At 29.6% G+C, this 18,975-nt stretch carries 17 protein-coding genes and 1 pseudogene; 3 read left to right on the forward strand and 15 right to left on the reverse strand.

Going from position 1 to position 18,975, the window contains the following annotated elements:
• Window positions 1-82: 82 nt before the first annotated feature.
• Window positions 83-931, forward strand: a complete 849-nt coding sequence (locus WY13_RS12615) for a GIY-YIG nuclease family protein (protein ID WP_063555998.1) — start codon at window positions 83-85, stop codon at window positions 929-931.
• A 165-nt stretch (window positions 932-1,096) separates the two neighbouring features.
• Here the strand turns inward: WY13_RS12615 and WY13_RS12620 are convergent, their stop codons facing one another.
• The 10 genes from WY13_RS12620 to hflX form a co-directional block, all read right to left on the reverse strand.
• On the reverse strand, window positions 1,097-1,630 hold the full coding sequence (locus tag WY13_RS12620) for a hypothetical protein (RefSeq protein WP_063555999.1): 534 nt from the start codon (window positions 1,628-1,630) through the stop codon (window positions 1,097-1,099).
• Window positions 1,631-2,496: 866 nt separating this feature from the next.
• Entirely contained in the window at window positions 2,497-2,949 is a 453-nt protein-coding gene (locus WY13_RS12630; protein ID WP_242866488.1) for a hypothetical protein, read from the reverse strand.
• 4 nt (window positions 2,950-2,953) lie between these two features.
• Window positions 2,954-3,331, reverse strand: a complete 378-nt coding sequence (locus WY13_RS12635) for a hypothetical protein (protein WP_063556001.1) — start codon at window positions 3,329-3,331, stop codon at window positions 2,954-2,956.
• The gene (locus WY13_RS12640; RefSeq protein ID WP_063556002.1) at window positions 3,331-3,576 is read right to left on the reverse strand and encodes a hypothetical protein; all 246 of its coding nucleotides are present in this window, start codon (window positions 3,574-3,576) and stop codon (window positions 3,331-3,333) included. The genes WY13_RS12635 and WY13_RS12640 overlap by 1 nt, the downstream gene beginning before the upstream one ends.
• Window positions 3,576-4,496, reverse strand: a complete 921-nt coding sequence (locus tag WY13_RS12645; RefSeq protein ID WP_063556003.1) for a tyrosine-type recombinase/integrase — start codon at window positions 4,494-4,496, stop codon at window positions 3,576-3,578. Before WY13_RS12645 ends, WY13_RS12640 begins: the two co-directional genes overlap by 1 nt.
• A gap of 166 nt (window positions 4,497-4,662) precedes the next feature.
• Window positions 4,663-5,403 carry a YebC/PmpR family DNA-binding transcriptional regulator gene (locus WY13_RS12650; protein ID WP_063556004.1) on the reverse strand — a complete coding sequence of 247 codons (741 nt, stop codon included), beginning with the start codon at window positions 5,401-5,403 and terminating at the stop codon, window positions 4,663-4,665.
• A 124-nt stretch (window positions 5,404-5,527) separates the two neighbouring features.
• Window positions 5,528-6,184: a YigZ family protein gene (locus WY13_RS12655; protein ID WP_063556005.1), complete on the reverse strand. Its 657-nt coding sequence runs from the start codon at window positions 6,182-6,184 to the stop codon at window positions 5,528-5,530.
• A 233-nt stretch (window positions 6,185-6,417) separates the two neighbouring features.
• Window positions 6,418-7,839 carry a PLP-dependent aminotransferase family protein gene (locus WY13_RS12660; protein WP_063556006.1) on the reverse strand — a complete coding sequence of 474 codons (1,422 nt, stop codon included), beginning with the start codon at window positions 7,837-7,839 and terminating at the stop codon, window positions 6,418-6,420.
• A 142-nt stretch (window positions 7,840-7,981) separates the two neighbouring features.
• On the reverse strand, window positions 7,982-8,878 hold the full coding sequence (locus WY13_RS12665) for a nucleotidyltransferase domain-containing protein (RefSeq protein WP_063556007.1): 897 nt from the start codon (window positions 8,876-8,878) through the stop codon (window positions 7,982-7,984).
• A 155-nt stretch (window positions 8,879-9,033) separates the two neighbouring features.
• Window positions 9,034-10,821 carry a GTPase HflX gene (hflX, locus tag WY13_RS12670; RefSeq protein ID WP_063556008.1) on the reverse strand — a complete coding sequence of 596 codons (1,788 nt, stop codon included), beginning with the start codon at window positions 10,819-10,821 and terminating at the stop codon, window positions 9,034-9,036.
• A gap of 308 nt (window positions 10,822-11,129) precedes the next feature.
• Between hflX and hpt the strand changes: the two genes are divergently transcribed.
• Complete coding sequence (gene hpt / locus WY13_RS12675; RefSeq protein WP_063556009.1) at window positions 11,130-11,651, forward strand: hypoxanthine phosphoribosyltransferase; 522 nt, start codon at window positions 11,130-11,132, stop codon at window positions 11,649-11,651.
• A 174-nt stretch (window positions 11,652-11,825) separates the two neighbouring features.
• Here hpt and yunB read toward each other — a convergent pair whose 3' ends face one another.
• Window positions 11,826-12,464 (reverse strand): sporulation protein YunB, encoded by a 639-nt coding sequence (yunB, locus tag WY13_RS12680; RefSeq protein WP_063556229.1) that lies wholly within the window; start codon window positions 12,462-12,464, stop codon window positions 11,826-11,828.
• A gap of 156 nt (window positions 12,465-12,620) precedes the next feature.
• Between yunB and WY13_RS12685 the strand changes: the two genes are divergently transcribed.
• Complete coding sequence (locus WY13_RS12685) at window positions 12,621-14,978, forward strand: transglycosylase domain-containing protein (RefSeq protein ID WP_063556010.1); 2,358 nt, start codon at window positions 12,621-12,623, stop codon at window positions 14,976-14,978.
• Window positions 14,979-15,183: 205 nt separating this feature from the next.
• On the opposite strand, the gene sigF is transcribed toward WY13_RS12685, so the two are convergent.
• From sigF to WY13_RS12705, 4 genes and pseudogenes are all read right to left on the reverse strand, one after another.
• Window positions 15,184-15,939, reverse strand: coding sequence for an RNA polymerase sporulation sigma factor SigF (sigF, locus tag WY13_RS12690; RefSeq protein WP_063556011.1), 756 nt, complete (start codon window positions 15,937-15,939; stop codon window positions 15,184-15,186).
• A 9-nt stretch (window positions 15,940-15,948) separates the two neighbouring features.
• Window positions 15,949-16,377: an anti-sigma F factor gene (gene spoIIAB, locus WY13_RS12695; RefSeq protein ID WP_013240024.1), complete on the reverse strand. Its 429-nt coding sequence runs from the start codon at window positions 16,375-16,377 to the stop codon at window positions 15,949-15,951.
• 14 nt (window positions 16,378-16,391) lie between these two features.
• Window positions 16,392-16,727: an anti-sigma F factor antagonist gene (spoIIAA, locus tag WY13_RS12700; protein WP_063556012.1), complete on the reverse strand. Its 336-nt coding sequence runs from the start codon at window positions 16,725-16,727 to the stop codon at window positions 16,392-16,394.
• 437 nt (window positions 16,728-17,164) lie between these two features.
• Window positions 17,165-18,927: pseudogene (locus WY13_RS12705) on the reverse strand (Eco57I restriction-modification methylase domain-containing protein).
• Window positions 18,928-18,975 lie beyond the last annotated feature (48 nt).

The raw sequence follows: 18,975 nt of genomic DNA on the forward strand, positions 1-18,975 counted from the left end.
ACAAAATTGGGGAATGTATATTAAATTTCAAATTGTAAATAATAACCATTAGTTTAATATCTACAAAAAGGGTGATTATTATATGTATTGGGTATATAAGATTTTTGATAAAAATATAGTTTTATTATATGTTGGTAAAACAACCGATTTGCTTAATCGTCCTAAAGCTCATTATAGCGACCCTTGGGGTAATGAAATTGATAAAATAGTAATTACAGAATACAAGTCTGCAACTGATATGGAACTTTATGAGACTTATTATATTAATAAGCTAAAGCCAAAATACAATATAGCAAAAGTTATGGATACACCTACTGTTAATCTTCCCGAACCTAACCTTTGGTTAGATTATGAACAAGAATACCAAAAGAGAGAATTAGAAAATAAAAGCCAAAACAAATCTATCAATTATAAAAATGCTAAAGAAAATTTACTTAAACCTAGAAACTGTGATATTATATTAAAGAAAGATGAAAAAATAAATTTATTTTGCCTTAAAAAGTATTCTCCCGACAAAAGTATTCGCTATTACCTCAACGAAATGGATTATATGGAAATTAATCCATGTGGAAAGCCCGATACTATTATAGAAGATTTTCTATTATACTTTTTACAGTATGGAGAAAGACAATCCAATTACAACGATAAACTTATAATATTCTCTCGAACAGAAGATGTTTTTCAACATTTTGGTGTAAATTTTAGTGAAGAAAGTATTAATGATATTCTGATAAGACTTATGGTTTCACTTAAGCTCCTTAGTATTAACGGTTCAAATCGGAGTTTTTCTATTCTTCAATATTATAGTATAGATAACCTCTATATTAGTTTTTCTATTCAACACTTATCGTTATTAGCCAAGTATTTTAGATTGAATTCCATAGATTTTGAGACCATCTTTAAAAAATGTAATATTGAATACTCATTTTAAAATCACCAATTGAGAGACATAGCTTCCTTTTATTATGGTGCCTACAAAGTTATAAAGCTATATATGTAGATACTCAATGTCAATGGTTAATATATCTATTTTGAAATTTATATGCATTTTTATGGTTCTTTCCGCGTTATTATATTCCCATCTTAGCTATTATACTTATTTTTCACTTTTCCCATCATCTAATTCTAATGCTTTGGCCCATATCCCTTTGGAAGCAAATTTAACTACAGTTTCTATGCCAACATTTGCCATGAGCAAAGCTAATAGTTTGCAACATGTTATTTTATCACCAAAAGCATACCCATTAAAGCATTCCATCTTTTCTGGACTATATTTATCAAATTCTTCTACATCTAGTTCTTGTCCTTTCAAGCTAGGTATTAATCTACAAATAGGTTCTTCATTATTCAATACGAATTCTGCTTTATCTTCACGACTATACTCTCTTTCCCCATCTAGGCATAACTTTAAATAAGTCAATTCTGAATTGGTTGTATTACCATATTTATAATCCAATCCATTAATTGTCCAATATGCATTAACAAGTAAATCTTCATTTTGTAATCTAAAAATATCACTCTCATCTATACGTTCTCTTACAAGCTTTGCAGCAATTTTTCTACTAATTTTATTTTCCAATATATTATTAACTAATTCTTTTAACGTCTCTTTAATATCTAAATCTAACATTTATCTCTTCCACCTTATAAATTTTTAATTTACCAGTTTCTTTCAATATATTCATAAAAAGCATAGATAGATATGAGAAGTAGCCCCATTGAGAAAAAATATGACATAAAATCCTTCTTGCGCCAAAAAGCACATAAAGGTATAAACACACAACATAATATAAGTCCCAAATTAATCGAAATTGTAAGTACTAACTTTATAATTTTTAACTTTTTTTCTCTATTTGCATACATTGTAAATCTTCCTTTACATATTTCTCAAGTATAATATTCCATACTTTCTATTTTGCCCATATATATTTATTATAATAAAATAAATATACAAAATATAGATATTTATGTACTATTGCTACACATCTAATTTAGAATACTAATTTACTTTTGGATGTAAACTAGTATTAATACAATATATAACTGTAGTTTACATCCAAAAATAAACAAGTATATTTCTCTAATAAAAAAAATTACTTAAAAGCCACCCTTTAATTTTTAACTTTTATAATTTACAACAACTACCAACATAATACTCCTAATATAATCTGTAATTACATTTTACAACAACAAATAAACCTTTCTATAAACTATTTTTAAAAAGGGTAACTTTAATAAACATGCTCTTCTAATTTTTTGATAAAAGTTAGAAAAAATGATATAATATTATTAATGTTAAGTATATTAAATTTTAACGTTTTTGAAGGATTATGTAAGGTGCAAACTTATATAATCTCTTTTGTTTTTATATCATTCTATTTTATCCCAGCCTAATAACTTTTTCTCTAAAGCATCCCAGTCATACGTCCTTTGTTTGAAGTTATTAAATGTACTTACCTTGTTACCATTGCTATAATGGTTCTTATATTTCCCTTTCTAGCTCCCCTGATTCTTTTCATTTTTAGCCTTAAGTTCTTCCTGCTGTGCCTGAAATATTTGTTTAAGTAGTTCCAGCATTTCCTTCTTCTTTTGCATTATATAATAATTTGCTTTATTTAATCCCTGGCGTACCTTTACAAAAGGACATAAGGAGCTTTCCGACATACGGCTAATACAATGAGACATATATTCTCTAGTATACCCTAATTCGTTCGCTATTTCTTTCTGAGAGGCATATACTATCATGTAATTACTATTGTTATCATCCGTGTTAACACGACATTCCATGAAGTCTAATATCATGCTACAAGTACCTCGTATTCCTTTAGGCAATGATTTTAAGAAGTTTATTTTAATATTTAGTGCACTAGCATTACTAAATATTTTAAGATTCTTTAGGGGCATAAATTCTTTTCTTAATTGTTCCTTTAATTTTTGACTTAATAGCATAATTCTACCCCCTTACCTGCAATCCCATTTCTCTGAATCTAGTTTTCCATTTTGGCTTTATGAAAATTATTTCTATCCATTCAGGGTGATTATTTAATGCAATTATATATTTGTTAAAAGCTTCATCAGTTTTTATTTTTACGCATTCTTTTAATTTATCATAGTCCGGCATTTCTCCAAAAAACCAAACATGGTACTGTAAATAGCGAGTAAGTATTTGGCATTTAGTTTTATCATGTTTTCTTTCATAAGTTTCATCATTGTTCTTTAATAATAAATCCATATAATTTTCAGTATAAGGTGTACAATCTGGTTCAACAAAATCTTTTAGTACTTTAAATGTAATTTTATCTAAATTTATTTCTTCTCTTTTTTTTCTCATTATACTTCTGCCCCCCTTTCCTCCATAGCTTTTACCATATCTTTTTCTATGGTAAAAGATTCTACAGATATATCATTATTGTACCTTATTCCTTTGTATATTCGGTATCTGTTATATGACATAGCAACAATAATTGTAATTATCTCAAAATTATCTTTATGCTTGTGGGTTTGATAAATAATTTGTTCTTTATAATTACATAATATATTCATTTTTTCTAAAACTTCTTGTTGAAGATTCAACATTATTTTCTGCCCCCTTTAAAATTCATCAAAGGGCTTGTCTTAATAGACATTTCTACTATATCTTTATCATCCAGTGATTGAAGATATCGCTTGGTAATCATTATATTCTCATGCCCTAATACTCTTGACAACGAATATACATCTAAACCATTTTTAAGCTGTGTCTGAGCAAAATAATGTCTAAATGTATGTGGGGAACATCTTATCTCTTCTCTAACACCTGCACGTTCTCCTGCTAACCTTACAACACGTTCCAAAGCCTCTACCGTGAGTGGATTTCCACTATAAGACAGAAAGTAGTTATCGTGTCTTACAATTTTATCCTTAAAGTAAAATCCTTTAATCCTCTCATACTTAATCATAAATTTCTTTAACTGAGGACTTACACCAACATGCCTGTCTTTGTTTCCTTTTCCATGGATAGTTATATATGTTTCATCTATATCCTTAATCTTAATACTACATGTCTCATAGTTTCTTGCACCAGTATCAACGAGGAAAGCCAAAATAGTTTTATTCCTAGCATTAAGATAATTTGAAAAATTATAAGCATTAATCATATTTACTACTTCAGTGTCGGTAAAGGTGTTAATTAAAGTCTTTGGCTCCCTTTGCCATGATACCTTTAAACATGGACTTTTATTAATGTATTCCTCTTTTACACAATAAACAAAGAACGCTCTTAAACATTTTAGAATACTATTTACATATACTTCTGTTAATCCTTTATCTATTAAAAATTTAAAATAACTTTTTATGTGCAGATGAGTTACTTCCTCTAGTTCTACAATTTGATATTGTCCTTCTATATAATTAAAAAAACGCTGATTATTGTTTCTATAGCTTTTTATGGTTCTGTTACTCATTTTTCTTATTTCACAATCAAAAATATATTCCTTTAATACATCTTTTAATAACACAAAAACACCCTCCTATACTGGTATATACCAATATAAAAAGGTGTTCAAATCGTGCATCCATAATGCAAGATTTAAAATTCAAACATACATCTTAACCTATCAAGAATTGACGTTCGTATATCGTAATCCATCAGTTTTTACTATATGTAAAATATCTCTCAATCCTTTATCCTTCAAATTCCTCAGGAAATTCGGCATTGTGATAAACGTCCTGAACATCGTCATCGTCCTCAAGTTTATCTATAAGTCTTTGAACCTTTCCTGCTGTTTCCATATCAACAGCTACAGTATTATCTGGTATCATCGTAATATCTGCAGACAGGAATTCAAAACCCTGTTCCTCTAATTTTTCCCTTACTGTACCAAAGTCTTCTACAGCAGTAATTACCTCAAAGACTTCTTCTTCAGCAGTAAAATCTTCAGCACCTGCATCCAATACCTGCATCATTATTTCGTCTTCATCCATGTCTTCTTTTCTCTCTATTACTATCTGGCCTTTAGCCTGGAACATCCATCCTACACAGCCGTTAGCACCTAAATTACCACCATGTCTTGAAAATGCTGCCCTTACATTGCTAGCACTTCTATTTTTATTATCAGTTAAAGCTTTTACTATCATAGCAACTCCACTTGGTCCATAACCTTCATAGGATATTTCTTCGTAGTTTACCCCTGTAAGTTCTCCTGAACCCTTTTTAATTGCCCTCTGTACTGTATCCTGAGGCATATTATTTGCCTTAGCTTTTGCTATAACATCCCTTAATTTTGAATTGGAATCCGGATTTGACCCGCCTTCTTTAGCAGCAATTGCCAGTTCCTTACCTATTTTAGTAAATACCTTACCTCTTTTTGCATCTGCTTTACCTTTTTTTGCTTGTATATTATGCCATTTTGAATGTCCTGACATACAAATTTCCCCCTAACTTACGGTTATAATTATTTATATTAATTATGCAAATTGTATTATATCATATAAAAGCTGTTAAACACAAATGTACCCTACCTGCAATTAGTCATTTAGGAATTCAATGTTACTTTGCTATTTGTTCTTTAATAAGCCTTGTATCAATCTTAAAATAAAATTCCTCATCTCCAACTATTACTTCACATTTTCCATTTGTCAGTTCTATAATCTCATTTATTAATTTATCGACATCTTCCGAAATATAGTTTATCGACACACAAATCTTCTCCGTATATTCTATATTTTCTATATGAATCGACTTTTGCTCAAACATATATTGTAATTTTCCCAAAGTATCATACTCTATAAATATATCCAACTGACATCCTTTTACTTTCTCCACTATTCCAGATCCATCAATTGAGAGAGCAGCAGACTTTGTATAAGCCTTTACTAATCCCCCTTTACCTAGAAGCGTCCCTCCAAAATATCTAGTAACTACTATTACCACATCTGTTATTCCCTTTTTCTTTATGACATCTAGTACCGGTATTCCTGCAGTTCCTTGAGGTTCTCCATCATCACTGTATCTTTGTATATTCATTTTTTCTCCAATTACATAAGCATATACATTATGTGTTGCTTTAATATTTTTTTCCTTTACTTTACTTATAAATTTTTTAGCCTCGTTTTCAGTATAAACTCTTTTTATACTTCCTATAAATATAGACTTTTTCTCCTCAAATTGACAACTAGCTTCATCCTTTACTGTAAAGTAACTCACAGATAACCCACCTTTCAAAATATCCCTCTAAACTATTTTAATTTTTACTATAAACAGAGTTCTTGGCATCAGATGGAGTTTTTAACTCCATCTGATGCTTATTAACAGCCTTCTTAGTGCTTCAGCACTTAGAAGGCGTTATCCTTTAGGGAAAATCGTTATCCAGGGACGTAGCCGCTCTTTACTCACACTTGAAGAAGTGGGAGTATTAGTGCGGGTAGTCATCGGACAAATTATATAATTATAAGTTCGCTTAATATTTGAATTCCACTTTCTATATTCTTTTCATCCACATGTGAAAAACCAATTTTAAAGTACTTTTTACCTTCTGAAGGTACTTTATAAAACAACGTACCTGGTGTAATTAAAACTCTTCTATTTTTTGATTTTCTAAAAAGCTCTATAGAATCTACAACTATGTTCTGGTTTATTTTTAAATAAAAATGCAGTCCTCCACCTGGGTCTACAAACTTTACTTGATTTTTTAAATATTTATCTATACATTTTTTCATATATGCATATCTTTTTTTGTAGACTACATTTAAATCATTTATATAATTTCTCCACAAACCTTTTCTTATATATAAATCCAGAGCCCTTTGCATAAGACTGGATGTAGATATATCCGTATTTATTTTTGAATTTTGAATGCTTTCTTTAAATCTCTTAGGAGGTATCAAATATCCAATTCGTATTCCTGGCAAAAATATTTTTGAAAAACTTTTTATATAAACAACCCTGTCACTAGTATCTAAGCTTTTAAAACTGTTATATTTTATGTTATCATCATAAATTAGCTCCGAGAGATAATCATCTTCTATTATATAAAAATCATATATATCGGCTAATCTGAGTATTTGCCTTTTCTTTTCATTACTATAGCTTATCCCAGTAGGATTTTGAAAATAACTCATTGTATAAAAACATTTCACTTTATTTTTTTTTAGTATTTTTTCAAGGTTGTCTATATTAATCCCATCTTTTTCAATAGGAGTTTCGATTATTTCAGTTCTTCTCCATTTAAATACAGATAGTGCCCCACTGTATGTTGGTTTTTCAACTATTACGGTATCATTTGTATTTAAAATAGCCTTTGAAACTACATCTATACCTTGCTGTGCTCCTGAAACTATAAGTATATCATCCTTATCTATGTTTCCATTCCAGAACACATCACTTATACTATTTCTGAGTCCATCATATCCAAGGGATTCTTGACATATCAAAGCCGATGAGCCGTCCCTATCCAGAACCTCATTTAAAACACTTTTAAAGAAATTTATTTGGAAAAATTCACCACTTGGAGTTTCTCCGGTAAAATCTATATAATTTTCTACTTCATTGCTAGATATCTTCTTGAGAACCTTTGAGTATTCTCTACTAAAGTTCTTATTTATATCCCTCTTTTTAGCATAAGTTCCACTGCCAATTTTTTGAGCAGCATAACCTTCAGCTTGAAGTCTTTTATAGGCATTTACCACAGTGATTTTATTTACATTTAAAAATTCTGCCATTTCTCTTATAGAAGGTAGTTTCTCCCCGTCTTCAATTTTATTTGTATCTATCAATTTTTTTATATGTTTTTCTATTAACAGATATTTAACAGTTTCTTCTCTATTTAGATTCACAAAATATTTATTAGAAATAAAATTCACTTCCCTGCTATAATTTACAATAGATAATTGACAGTTGTCAATTGTTAATTGTCAACTGTCAATTACCACAAAACATCCCTAGTGCTAAATTCTATTTTATAACAATAACTGCATTATGTTAATACAAATTTAATTTATCCAATTAAATAAAATATACATTTTCCTTAAATAATACAGTTCCATCCTTTAACTTATAGTTTCTCGTTTCTTTTTTAAGTATATTCCTTTCCCACAGCTTATTTAATATTTCTTCCATATTTATGTTGTAATGATAAAATAACTCATCATTTTTTATATCTTCTGAACTTAAAAAACAATCCTTTTCTCTCATATAATTTAATAATAACTTAGTCGTATTTCTTATATTTCTATTTACATTTTCTGTCAAATAATCTATAGTGCTATTTATAGAATCAACTATATTTTCATTTTTAAAAAATAATTTGTCTACACATTTTTTAAAATTGTCATTTAAATTCATAGAAATAGTCATAGAATCTTTACTTATCATATGGCCTGAAGAATTTACATATAATCTGGAAAACTCTTCAACAGAACGTACTGCAGCAATATATGCAGTATATACATTGTCATTTTGAAGATATTTTTTACATATACCCATACTTTTAAATAACTCTCCAATATAATACATATTCCATCTTTCTCTATCTAAATCTGAATAATATCTTCCAGTATCATATTTTGAAGTTATTTCCTTATCCTTTGAAAATACCAGTCTGGATGAAGATATTATTCTAGATATAAATCCACCCTTTAAATTTTTTTCAGGCATCTGCAGGAAGCTACTCTTGCTTACAAGTTTAACATGAATTTGAATTTCCTTTTCTTCAGTGTATATGTTTTTAATACTGCCCCTTTTATTATCAAACACTACAAGTAAGTCGATATCAGATTCATCCCACAAATCTCCAGTAACCATACTTCCAAAAACCATAACTGCAAGGACAAAATCATTTGCTTTAAGTCTATCAATGGTACTGTTAAAAGCCTTTTGATATTGTAATATAGTTTTTTCCAATTTAGTCTCCCCCTTTTGGACTTTATCAACTTGAATTTCTATATATTATATAATATATTTTTATAAAAATACAATGGTAAAATTATTTTTTTGCTATTTTACCAAAAAAGAGCATCTAATATTTTCATACTAATACTCTCTTTTTAAATGTCCAATTATTTTGGGTTAATTATAAACTTCTTAAATTTATTGTATGTTTTTTTATCTACAAGTGCATTTACATAGGTGCCATCTTCCCTATAATCTTCATTCTTTACCTTACAATATTTGTGAATAAATGACACTGCAGACTGTTCTGTATAAGGAATTAAATATTCTGCTTTTTTTATGTTATGAGGAAGCATTTCCAATACTCTTTTCAAGAGCTCATTTAAATTTGTACCATATCTAGCTGATATAAATATTGCATTTGAATTTTTATATCTATCTTTTATACTGCTCAATTTAGTATCTTCCAATTTGTCAATTTTGTTTAATACGATAAGTACAGGTTTATCATTTACTTCCAGTTCGCTCAGTACTTCATTTACTGCATCTATCTGTTCTTCTGCATAATCAGATGATGCATCTACTACATGTAATAATAAATCAGCATATTGTACTTCTTCTAAAGTAGATTTAAATGCTTCTACCAGATCATGAGGAAGTTTTTTTATAAAACCTACGGTATCTGTCACTGCAATTGTTCTGCCATCTTCCAATTCCACAGCCCTAGTAGTAGTGTCCAAAGTAGCAAATAACATATCTGCTTCAAATACTTTTTCCTTATTTACATTTTCTCTAGTAACAGCTATTTCACACAATTTATTTCTTAAAGTAGATTTACCCGAATTAGTATACCCCACCAGTGATACCTTGTTTATCTCATCTCTTTTCTTTCTTTGAGTTTTTCTAACCTGCTTTATTTTCTTCAGTTCTTTACTAATTTCATATATCTTTTCTCTTATATGTCTTCTATCGGTTTCCAACTTCTTTTCACCAGGTCCTCTAGTACCTATTCCTCCTCCAGTTCTTGATAGAACTATACCGAGTCCTGAAAGCCTAGCTAACCTGTATTTTAGCTGTGCAAGCTCCACCTGTAACTTAGATTCCTTACTTCTTGCCCTTGAAGCAAATATATGAAGTATGAGAGTAGTTCTATCTATTACTTTTATTCCTAGGTTTTCTTCTAAGTTTCTAACTTGAGAACCAGATAATTCATCATCAAAAATTACTATATTTGCACCACTGAGCTGTGCAATTAATGCTATCTCACTTACTTTTCCCTTTCCTACGTAAAAAGCAGTATCTATAGTATCTCTTTTTTGAAGTATTTTTTCTAGCACATTAACATTACAGGCTTTTGCCAGTTCCTTTAATTCATCCAAGCTGTCTTCAGTATCTGTGCCCACAAGTAATGCTCTCTCTCCTTCTTCCTGCAGTACATATTCATCATTCATCGACTTTTCTATTTCATTTACTTTTTGTACTATATTAAAATTAACTGCGTCCTCTAAAGTAAGCTTTTCTGAAACTTCACTTATAACTTCTCCATCTTTTACCTTACAAAATCCTATAGTAATACCTGTAACGCCATCCTTGTCAACCCCTATAGCCGCTATGCAGTCTAATCTTAATTTTACTAAGGCTGAAATATCAATTTCGGAAAGTCTCGAATCTCCATTAGGATGGGTATGTACTATCCTAATACCACAGAGTTTATTTTGATTTGCCTCAATTTCAGTAATACTCACAGTACTACTATCTCCAACAGATATGCTTACGATTATTCCTCTTTTATCAATTGCAAGGCTTAATTCTCTATTTAAATAAGTAGTAATTCTAGAGAGCACTTCTACAATTTCCCTGCTGCATATGCTTTCTTTTGAAACTCTTATATCATAAATCTTTTCCAATTCATCTAATGTCGAATTTTTTATTCCTTCTGTATTTCCATATATCAAAATATCATCTCCATATCTATCAATTCACAGTCTACAATTTCAGTAGGTTTTCTGTTACAACAGAAAATCGTCTTTACTTGTGAATTGTTCATTATAAATTGATTACTTCATATTATTTTTATATTAAATCAAAATTTTGTATACACAAAAATTGAGTTTATAGCTATCGTATAATTCTATACTAAATAAAAAACATTGTAAACACATTACTTCAGGTCATTGAAAATTTTCAGAAATCTTGTTAATATTGATAATATAATTTTATATTATGGCAATCATTAATTTAATATACACCACGGAGGAATATTATGGAAAATAAATCAAAAAACATATTGATATCCCAAGAACGAATTGGAAAGAGGATAGAAGAAGTAGGTAAAATAATAACCACTAAATATAAAGATAAAAATTTATATGTATTATCACTTTTAAGAGGAAGTTTCATATTTACAGCAGATTTAGTAAGACAAATAAAACTTCCTGTAAAAATAGGATTTATGACAACTTCAAGTTATGGAAATTCTGAAACATCATCTGGTGAAATAAAAATTGTAAATGATATATTAGATGACATAAAAGGATATGATGTTTTAATTGTAGATGACATAACAGATACAGGTATTACTATGGACTTTGCTATAGACCATGTAAAATCTCTAGGTGCTTCCAGTGTAAAATGCTGCGTTCTTCTAGACAAGCCTGACAGAAGAAAAATTTCATTGACTCCAGATTTTTGTTGTTTCGAAATTCCCGATGTATTTGTTGCAGGTTATGGATTAAATTATGGAGATTATTATAGAAATGTACCTTATATATTTAACTGGGAATAATTTTGTTTATCTGATGGCTACCTACTGTAATACTTCCACTTCTATCAAAGTGGGAGATAACAGTAGCTACACCCCTAGATAATTCATCTAAACTTAGTGGAAAAAACAAGCTCCCACTAAGTAAGATTCATTGATAATGGCAAAGCTCTTTTTAACATTGAGCTTTGCCATTATTTAATTACTGGATTTTAACTTAACTCCGGTTTTATCAAGGCCTAAATCTATGGCCGTTTCTGGTACTTTTCCCACTATAATTGTTTCTGATATAGGTACTTCATTTTTTACCTGTATATCCTCACTTCCAAAGGGAATCATTACCCTCATATTTGTCTTTACCTGCACACTTATTTTATGTCTAGATTGATTTATGCCTGCACTTTCAAAGCTTGACAAATATTTAGTCTCTATGTACCCTATAGGCTGCATCTTAATTGTAATGCTAGGTCCAAAAAACGCTAGCAAATTGTTTTTCATTATATATCCCATGGGAATCTTCAAGCCAACTTTTCCTACATTTCTTAGCTTGTTTTGGGATTCCAATGCCACATCACAAGCGATTTTATTCATTTTTAGGGTATCTGCTCTAACCATAACTATATTATCTTCCTTATCCTTTTCCACCTGTATAATGTCTTTATAACTAAATTGTTTTGAATACTCCTGCATTATAACTGAGTTTATAGTTTGTGTAACTACAGCTCTGATTTCTACATCTGAAGCTGTAATTATAGCAGGAGTTATCCTTGAATTTACAAAATAGAGACACATTACTGTAAATAAAGTTATAACAGATATTATTAATACAATTTTCATTTTCTTAATGGGAACTTTAAATTTTTTTATCTCTTCCACATCCTTATGATTTGATACATAATATATATATGACAATAACTTCGTGTATTTACCTAAAGATTTAATTTATGTTATAATAATTTAAAAAATGTACACTTCAAAATAAGGAGGAAATTTATGGTCAAAAAGCGTAAAAAGGCTCGAAAAAAGGTTTTTAAACATGGAGCTGCAATTTTATGTGGATTATTAGCATTGGTATTTGCTGCAGCATTGGGTTTAACTGCAGCTGTTATAAAAAATTCTCCTCCACTAGACATAAGCCAAATATCGAATTTAAACGAACCTTCCGTTCTATATGATGATAAAAATAATTTAATGGACGTACTAGTTACCCCACAGCAAAGGACGGTAATACCTTTTAGCAGTATGCCCCAAAATTTAAAAAATGCTTTCGTAAGTATAGAAGATGAACGATTTTATAAACATAAAGGCATAGACTTAAAAAGACTCATAGGTGTAGTATTTATAGATATTAAAAGCAAATTTAGTGGAAATACTGGAATTCAAGGTGCATCTACCATAACCCAACAATTGGTTAGAAATATATATTTATCTTCTCAAATATCTTATAAGAGAAAAATGCAAGAAATATATCTTTCCTTAAAACTTGAAAAGAAATTGAGTAAAACTCAAATACTTGAGGCTTACATGAACACAATTTATTTAGGAGGAAGAGCATTAGGTGTTGAAGCCGCTGCCAAACAGTACTTTGGCAAATCAGCAAAAGATTTAAACTTAATTGAGTGTGCTTTTATTGCAGGTATGCCTCAAAGTCCTTCTGTATATTATCCTTATTCCCCTACAGCTAAAAAAAATCCATCTATATATTTAAACAGAACTACTACTGTAATAAAAAAAATGTATGAGAATGGATATATATCAAAGGATCAGTACACAACTGCTGTAAACGACATTGCAAATGGTAAACTGGATATAATGTCTCAACCTACTGTAAATAATGGATATAACAATGAATGGTTTACTGTACCTGTTATAAATGCAGTAGAAAAAGATCTAAAATCCAAATACAAATATACAGATGAACAGATTGAAAATTTACTTATGTATGGTGGTTTAAAAATACATACTACTATGAATGAAGACTTACAGGAAAAAACTGAAAATACCTTAAATAACGACAGTATTTTTAATTCTTCATCTGCAGATAAAAATGGAATAGTTCAACCTCAGGCTTCTGCTGTAGTCATGAATTATCATACAGGTGAGGTAAAGGCATTAGTTGGTGGAAGGGGAAGCCAGCCAGCTAGATCTTTCAACAGAGCTGCATCCGAAAAATATTTAAGGCCTTCAGGTTCCAGCATAAAACCTTTAACTGTATACAGCCCTGCTGTAGATTCAAAGCAATTTACTGCAGCTTCCACAGTAGATTCTTCTCCATTATCACCTGAACTTGCAAATAAATATGCTTCTAATGGAGAACCTTATGACCCTAAAAATGATGAAGATACTGATTTCGGAACTGTAACTTTAAGAACTGCCTTAACTAAATCATTAAATACAGTAGCAGTCAAAGTAGAAGATAGAATGGGTTTAAAAACCGGAGCTGATTATGCAGAAAAATTTGGTATAACTTTAGACGAGCATGATAGATCCAGTATAGCAGCACTTTCCCTTGGAGAGCTCCATCACGGTACAAATACACTTTTGATGTCTGCTGCTTATGGGACTTTTGGAAATTATGGGAAATACACTACTCCAAAACTTTACACTACAGTAGTAAATAGAAATGGTACAGTTTTACTTGATAATAAAACCCAAACTAAAAAAGCACTTTCTCCACAAAGTGCCTATGTGCTATATCAGATGTTAAAAGGCCCTGTAAGTGCAGAAGGAACTGGTAGCAATGCTAACTTAGGAGGCATGCCTGTAAGTGGTAAAACAGGTACTTCTGAGGATAGAAAAGATCTGTGGTTTGTAGGACTAACTCCTTATTATTCCGCTGCAGTGTGGATTGGTAATGATGATGATTCTGTATTAGATGGCTCCTTAAGCAGTAACTCTGCAGCCCAGCTTTGGGCTAATATAATGTCTCCTTTCCATCAAGGTTTAGAGGCAAAAGATATTGAAATGCCAGATGGGGTTGTAACTTCTCCTATATGTTCTAAATCAGGAAAACTTCCTGTTTCAGATTGTCATACAGATCCTACAGGTGATAAAGTTTATACTGAATATTTTATAGATGGAACAGTTCCCTCAGATTATTGTAATGTATCTCATTCATGGAATGCACTTGATAACTTGCCTGGGAGCAAAAACAAAAAAAATAACGCTACTAATAAAAATAACTGGAATTCTGATAATAATACAAATGATAATCCTAATAATACTAATACTAATACAAACAATAATACAACTACTGATACAAACACTAAAGATAAAAAAGACACTACCAACGATGAAAACTCAAAGGATGTTAACAATTTACCTACTACAGTTCCTAGTACAGGAAATTAACTATATATTGATTTAATTTAAAGGGGATGTGCAATCGCAATTTTTTAAATTGCTTTGAACATCCCCTTTTATAGATAAATCTGCTTAAAAGTTAACAATGAACAGTTGGCAGTTGAAGTAGAATTTTTCTGAAGCGTTAACGTAAGAAAATCATCCATAACTTTCAATTTCCCACCATCAATTGTCAACTGTTTAAAAACATATATTAACCTGTTAAAATTTCTTTCATAGCTTTTAACACTTTTTTCTCAATTCTAGAAACCTGTACTTGATTTATACCTAACATCTTTGCTACCTGTACCTGAGTTTTATCTTTAAAATATCTCAGCATTATAATTTGTCTCGATTTCACATCTAAATTGTTCAAAGCTTCTTTAAGTGCAATTTTATCCACCATCTCTACATCTTCCTTTGGATTTTCACTTATCTTATCTATCAAAAGCACTGGTGAACCATCATCTTGATGTATAGTATCATACAGATACTGCAAACTGCTAGCAGATTCTGTGGCAAAAATCAGTTCTTCTACTTCTACTCCAGAATACTCTGCTAATTCTTGTATTGTAGGTTCCCTATTCAATTTTTTAGTAAGTGCTTCTCTGTCATAGTGGAGTTTTTTTGCAGTATTTTTTACACTTCGGCTTACTTTTATCATTCCGTCATCCCTTAAGAAGCGTTTTATCTCCCCTAATATCATGGGTACAGCATATGTAGAAAATTTTACATTGTATTCTTCATTGAAATTATTTACTGCTTTCATAAGTCCCATACAACCTATTTGAAATATATCTTCATACTCGTATCCCCTATTTAGAAATTTTTTACTTATAGACGCCACTAATGGTAAATTCAATTCTACCAATTTATTTAGGGCATCTTTATCTCCTTTTTTTGCATATTTAATCAATTCCAAATTATCATTATAACTATATTTTAATTTTTTTGCTGTTTCCTCACTCATACTATTCACCTAACTTAATGAATTAAAAACTTTTTTCATAGTTAATCTTGTCCCTTTGTTTTTTTCAGATTCTACTTTAAGGGAATCCATAAAAGTTTCCATTACAGTAAATCCCATACCTGATCTCTCAAGATCAGGTCTTGAAGTATAAAGGGGTTGTCTAGCGAGTTCTATATTTTCTATACCTACACCTTGGTCTTCTACTATCAAAGTAAGTTCTTTTTCTTTAATAAAGGCTTGAATTTTAACTACACCTTCTTTATTTTCATAGCCATGAATAATAGAGTTTGTAACTGCCTCTGAAACTGCAGTTTTTACATCTGCCAATTCCTCCACTGTAGGATCAAGTTGTGACACAAAAGCTGCTACTGAGACCCTGGCAAAGCTTTCATTTTGTGATTTACTTATAAACTCTATTTTCATACTGTTATCGTACATAATTTATCCCCCCATTAAATATTCTGAAGTGCTTCCGCAACGCTGTCATAAAGTCCTATAATTTTAAACATACCTGAAAGTTCAAATACTCTTTTTACTGAATTGATTGCACCTACAATACATACGCTGCCATCTGCAGAATTTAGTTTTTTATACCTTCCTATTACCACCCCTATTCCAGAACTATCCATAAAGCTTACTCCTGAGAAATCCATTATCAACTTGTTTAAACCCTCTCTATCCAATCTATCATCTATTTTATTTCTCACTTCTTCTGCACTATGATGATCTAGTTCTCCTCTCATATAAACTATAAGTTTATTGTCCTTTACATTAAATTCCAAATTCATATATTATCTAAAGCTCTACTAAAGCTATACTAAATAAGACACCTGCCATATATAGCCTCAGCGTTAAAATCTCAATTTTAACTTTAATTTACCATATAACAATAAAGGCATATTGTTATATGACTGAAATTCATACTAAGAATTTTAGTCATATGCATAAATAATGCATAGTCCGAGCCAGACACTTTTACCCCCCTTCTTTCATTTTTAATCTAGAGTTACAATAAACCAAAAATGTGTACATATAGTTGTAATTTTTAATTAGTAACCCTCCATAAAGTCAAAACCTGTACTTTAATACTATTCTCCGTTTGGAATAATTTTCCTTCTTTTTTTATTAGTAATTTTATTATTTATTTTTACCATCCATTATATTTTTAAACACATATTGATAATTTTTTTAGTAAAATTTAAAAAGATAATTACTAAATACGAACTCAGCAATTATCTTTTATCTTTTCTACAATTTCAATTTCCTTATCTGTAAGCCGAAAAAAATCATACAACCTTTTTTTTACATTATTTTCTCCTCGAAAATCAATAAAAGGGATACACAATTTCATCAGATTATTAGGATAATACTCGTATAGATTTTCTCCTAATTTTTTTGCGAAAGTTTTAAAGTAAAATTCATACAAAGGACTGTTTAATATATTTAAAAGTATTTCATAGGTAAAAGGTACATTTTTTTTTAATACTAAGGAATATATATCTGCACTAAAATAGCTTCCCTTATCAAGAGCAAATCTATTGTCACATGATTTGTATGGGAATACAATTTTCTTTTCTTCGAAAATTTCCGGTTTTCTCCCCCATTGAAGCTCATACCACTTTCTCGTTCCTTTTTTACATTCTCTTCTTTCCATAAGCTTTTTTTGTACTGCCTTATATACTTTATAGCATTAGGACATTCTATCTCATTTTGTATTAAATTTGAGTATATAATAAATTTTTCACCTTTAATTACTTCGTTTTTTCGTATATGGCTGCTTTTCACCCAGGGTTTTATTAACCTTAATTCAATTTTTCTACTATTTATTGTGTCTCTATCAACTATAAAAGCCCTGTCGCATCCCGTTATTATACCCTGATAACTATGGCATATATCCTTTAAAATAAATTCACTTTTTGCTTCTATTTTATCCATTATATTTTTCTCAACTTCATCAACAAATACCCATCCATCACTATTTATAGACTTTTGAGGAATAGAAAATTTTTTGCATTTTTCAGATTTATCTAAAAACAAAGAATCAAGGAATTTATATTTTTCCTCTTTTTCACTTTTATTGGGTCTTATGATTTCTATATTATTGTTGCAATTTTTTGTTCTTACTAAAAATATTATCATCGGATCTATACCTACTCTTTTAAAAGGTCTTATACCATAAAAATCTATAATTTTATAAATAGAGGTATTTTCAATTAAAAACTTCCTAAGTTCTTTTCCGCTGCAAGATTCACAAAAATACCTAGAAGTAACAAAAACTAGTTTCCCTCCCTCTTTTAAACACTTTAATGACTTTTGAAAAAAACAGTAAGATATGTCTCCTTTATCTCTATATATACTTCCATATATTTTTCTTAAAATATATGAATAGCTAGAATCTACAGATTTATGTCCTATATATGGAGGATTTCCTATAAACACATCAAATTTTCTATCTATATTTTCCACCAGAAAATCCTTTACTTGAAAATTTTTTTCACTGAACTGATTGCTGATCAAAAACAAGTCTATTTTTAAAACTTTTATTGCAGTTTCATCTACATCAAATCCAAATAGATTGTTATGTACTATATGGTAACTTATATCTTTTAGTTTCAAATTTAAATTGTTTTTACTATTTATAACTTCAATATTTTTAATGAATATTTGATTTAAGTATAGAAAACACTTACAAATTAAATTTCCAGATCCACAAGAAGGATCTACTACTTTTATAAATGGATTTTCAATTACATCATTGACATTTATCAAGTTTTTAACCATAAATGCTGCCATTTCCGGAGGAGTATACACTACTCCGTTTTTTCCATTCATGATTTTCTGTTTATAGTATTCTTCTGAAAAGCTAATTTCTTTTTTCATATTAGATTTTTGCTTATAAGTTTCTATAAAATGAATCTTCTCTTCTACATCTGTATTTTTTTTAATAAAATTATAAATTTCTTCAACATCTTCAATAAAATTATTCATATTTTTGTCTCCATACTCAATATATGCATTACAGGGAAACATCGCTAT

This window comes from Clostridium ljungdahlii, assembly GCF_001636845.1.
Taxonomy (GTDB): Bacteria; Bacillota; Clostridia; order Clostridiales; family Clostridiaceae; genus Clostridium_B; species Clostridium_B ljungdahlii_A.

What these genes read in the sequence shown, in the direction of transcription:
- WY13_RS12640 (WP_063556002.1), bottom strand. Translation starts at nt 3,576, where the DNA reads ATGTTGAATCTTCAACAAGAAGTTTTAGAAAAAATGAATATATTATGT.
- spoIIAB (WP_013240024.1), bottom strand. Translation starts at nt 16,377, where the DNA reads ATGTACGATAACAGTATGAAAATAGAGTTTATAAGTAAATCACAAAAT.
- WY13_RS12630 (WP_242866488.1), bottom strand. Translation starts at nt 2,949, where the DNA reads ATGCTATTAAGTCAAAAATTAAAGGAACAATTAAGAAAAGAATTTATG.
- WY13_RS12650 (WP_063556004.1), bottom strand. Translation starts at nt 5,403, where the DNA reads ATGTCAGGACATTCAAAATGGCATAATATACAAGCAAAAAAAGGTAAA.
- sigF (WP_063556011.1), bottom strand. Translation starts at nt 15,939, where the DNA reads ATGAGTGAGGAAACAGCAAAAAAATTAAAATATAGTTATAATGATAAT.
- yunB (WP_063556229.1), bottom strand. Translation starts at nt 12,464, where the DNA reads ATGAAAATTGTATTAATAATATCTGTTATAACTTTATTTACAGTAATG.
- WY13_RS12620 (WP_063555999.1), bottom strand. Translation starts at nt 1,630, where the DNA reads ATGTTAGATTTAGATATTAAAGAGACGTTAAAAGAATTAGTTAATAAT.
- WY13_RS12635 (WP_063556001.1), bottom strand. Translation starts at nt 3,331, where the DNA reads ATGAGAAAAAAAAGAGAAGAAATAAATTTAGATAAAATTACATTTAAA.
- hpt (WP_063556009.1), top strand. Translation starts at nt 11,130, where the DNA reads ATGGAAAATAAATCAAAAAACATATTGATATCCCAAGAACGAATTGGA.
- WY13_RS12685 (WP_063556010.1), top strand. Translation starts at nt 12,621, where the DNA reads ATGGTCAAAAAGCGTAAAAAGGCTCGAAAAAAGGTTTTTAAACATGGA.
- WY13_RS12615 (WP_063555998.1), top strand. Translation starts at nt 83, where the DNA reads ATGTATTGGGTATATAAGATTTTTGATAAAAATATAGTTTTATTATAT.
- spoIIAA (WP_063556012.1), bottom strand. Translation starts at nt 16,727, where the DNA reads ATGAATTTGGAATTTAATGTAAAGGACAATAAACTTATAGTTTATATG.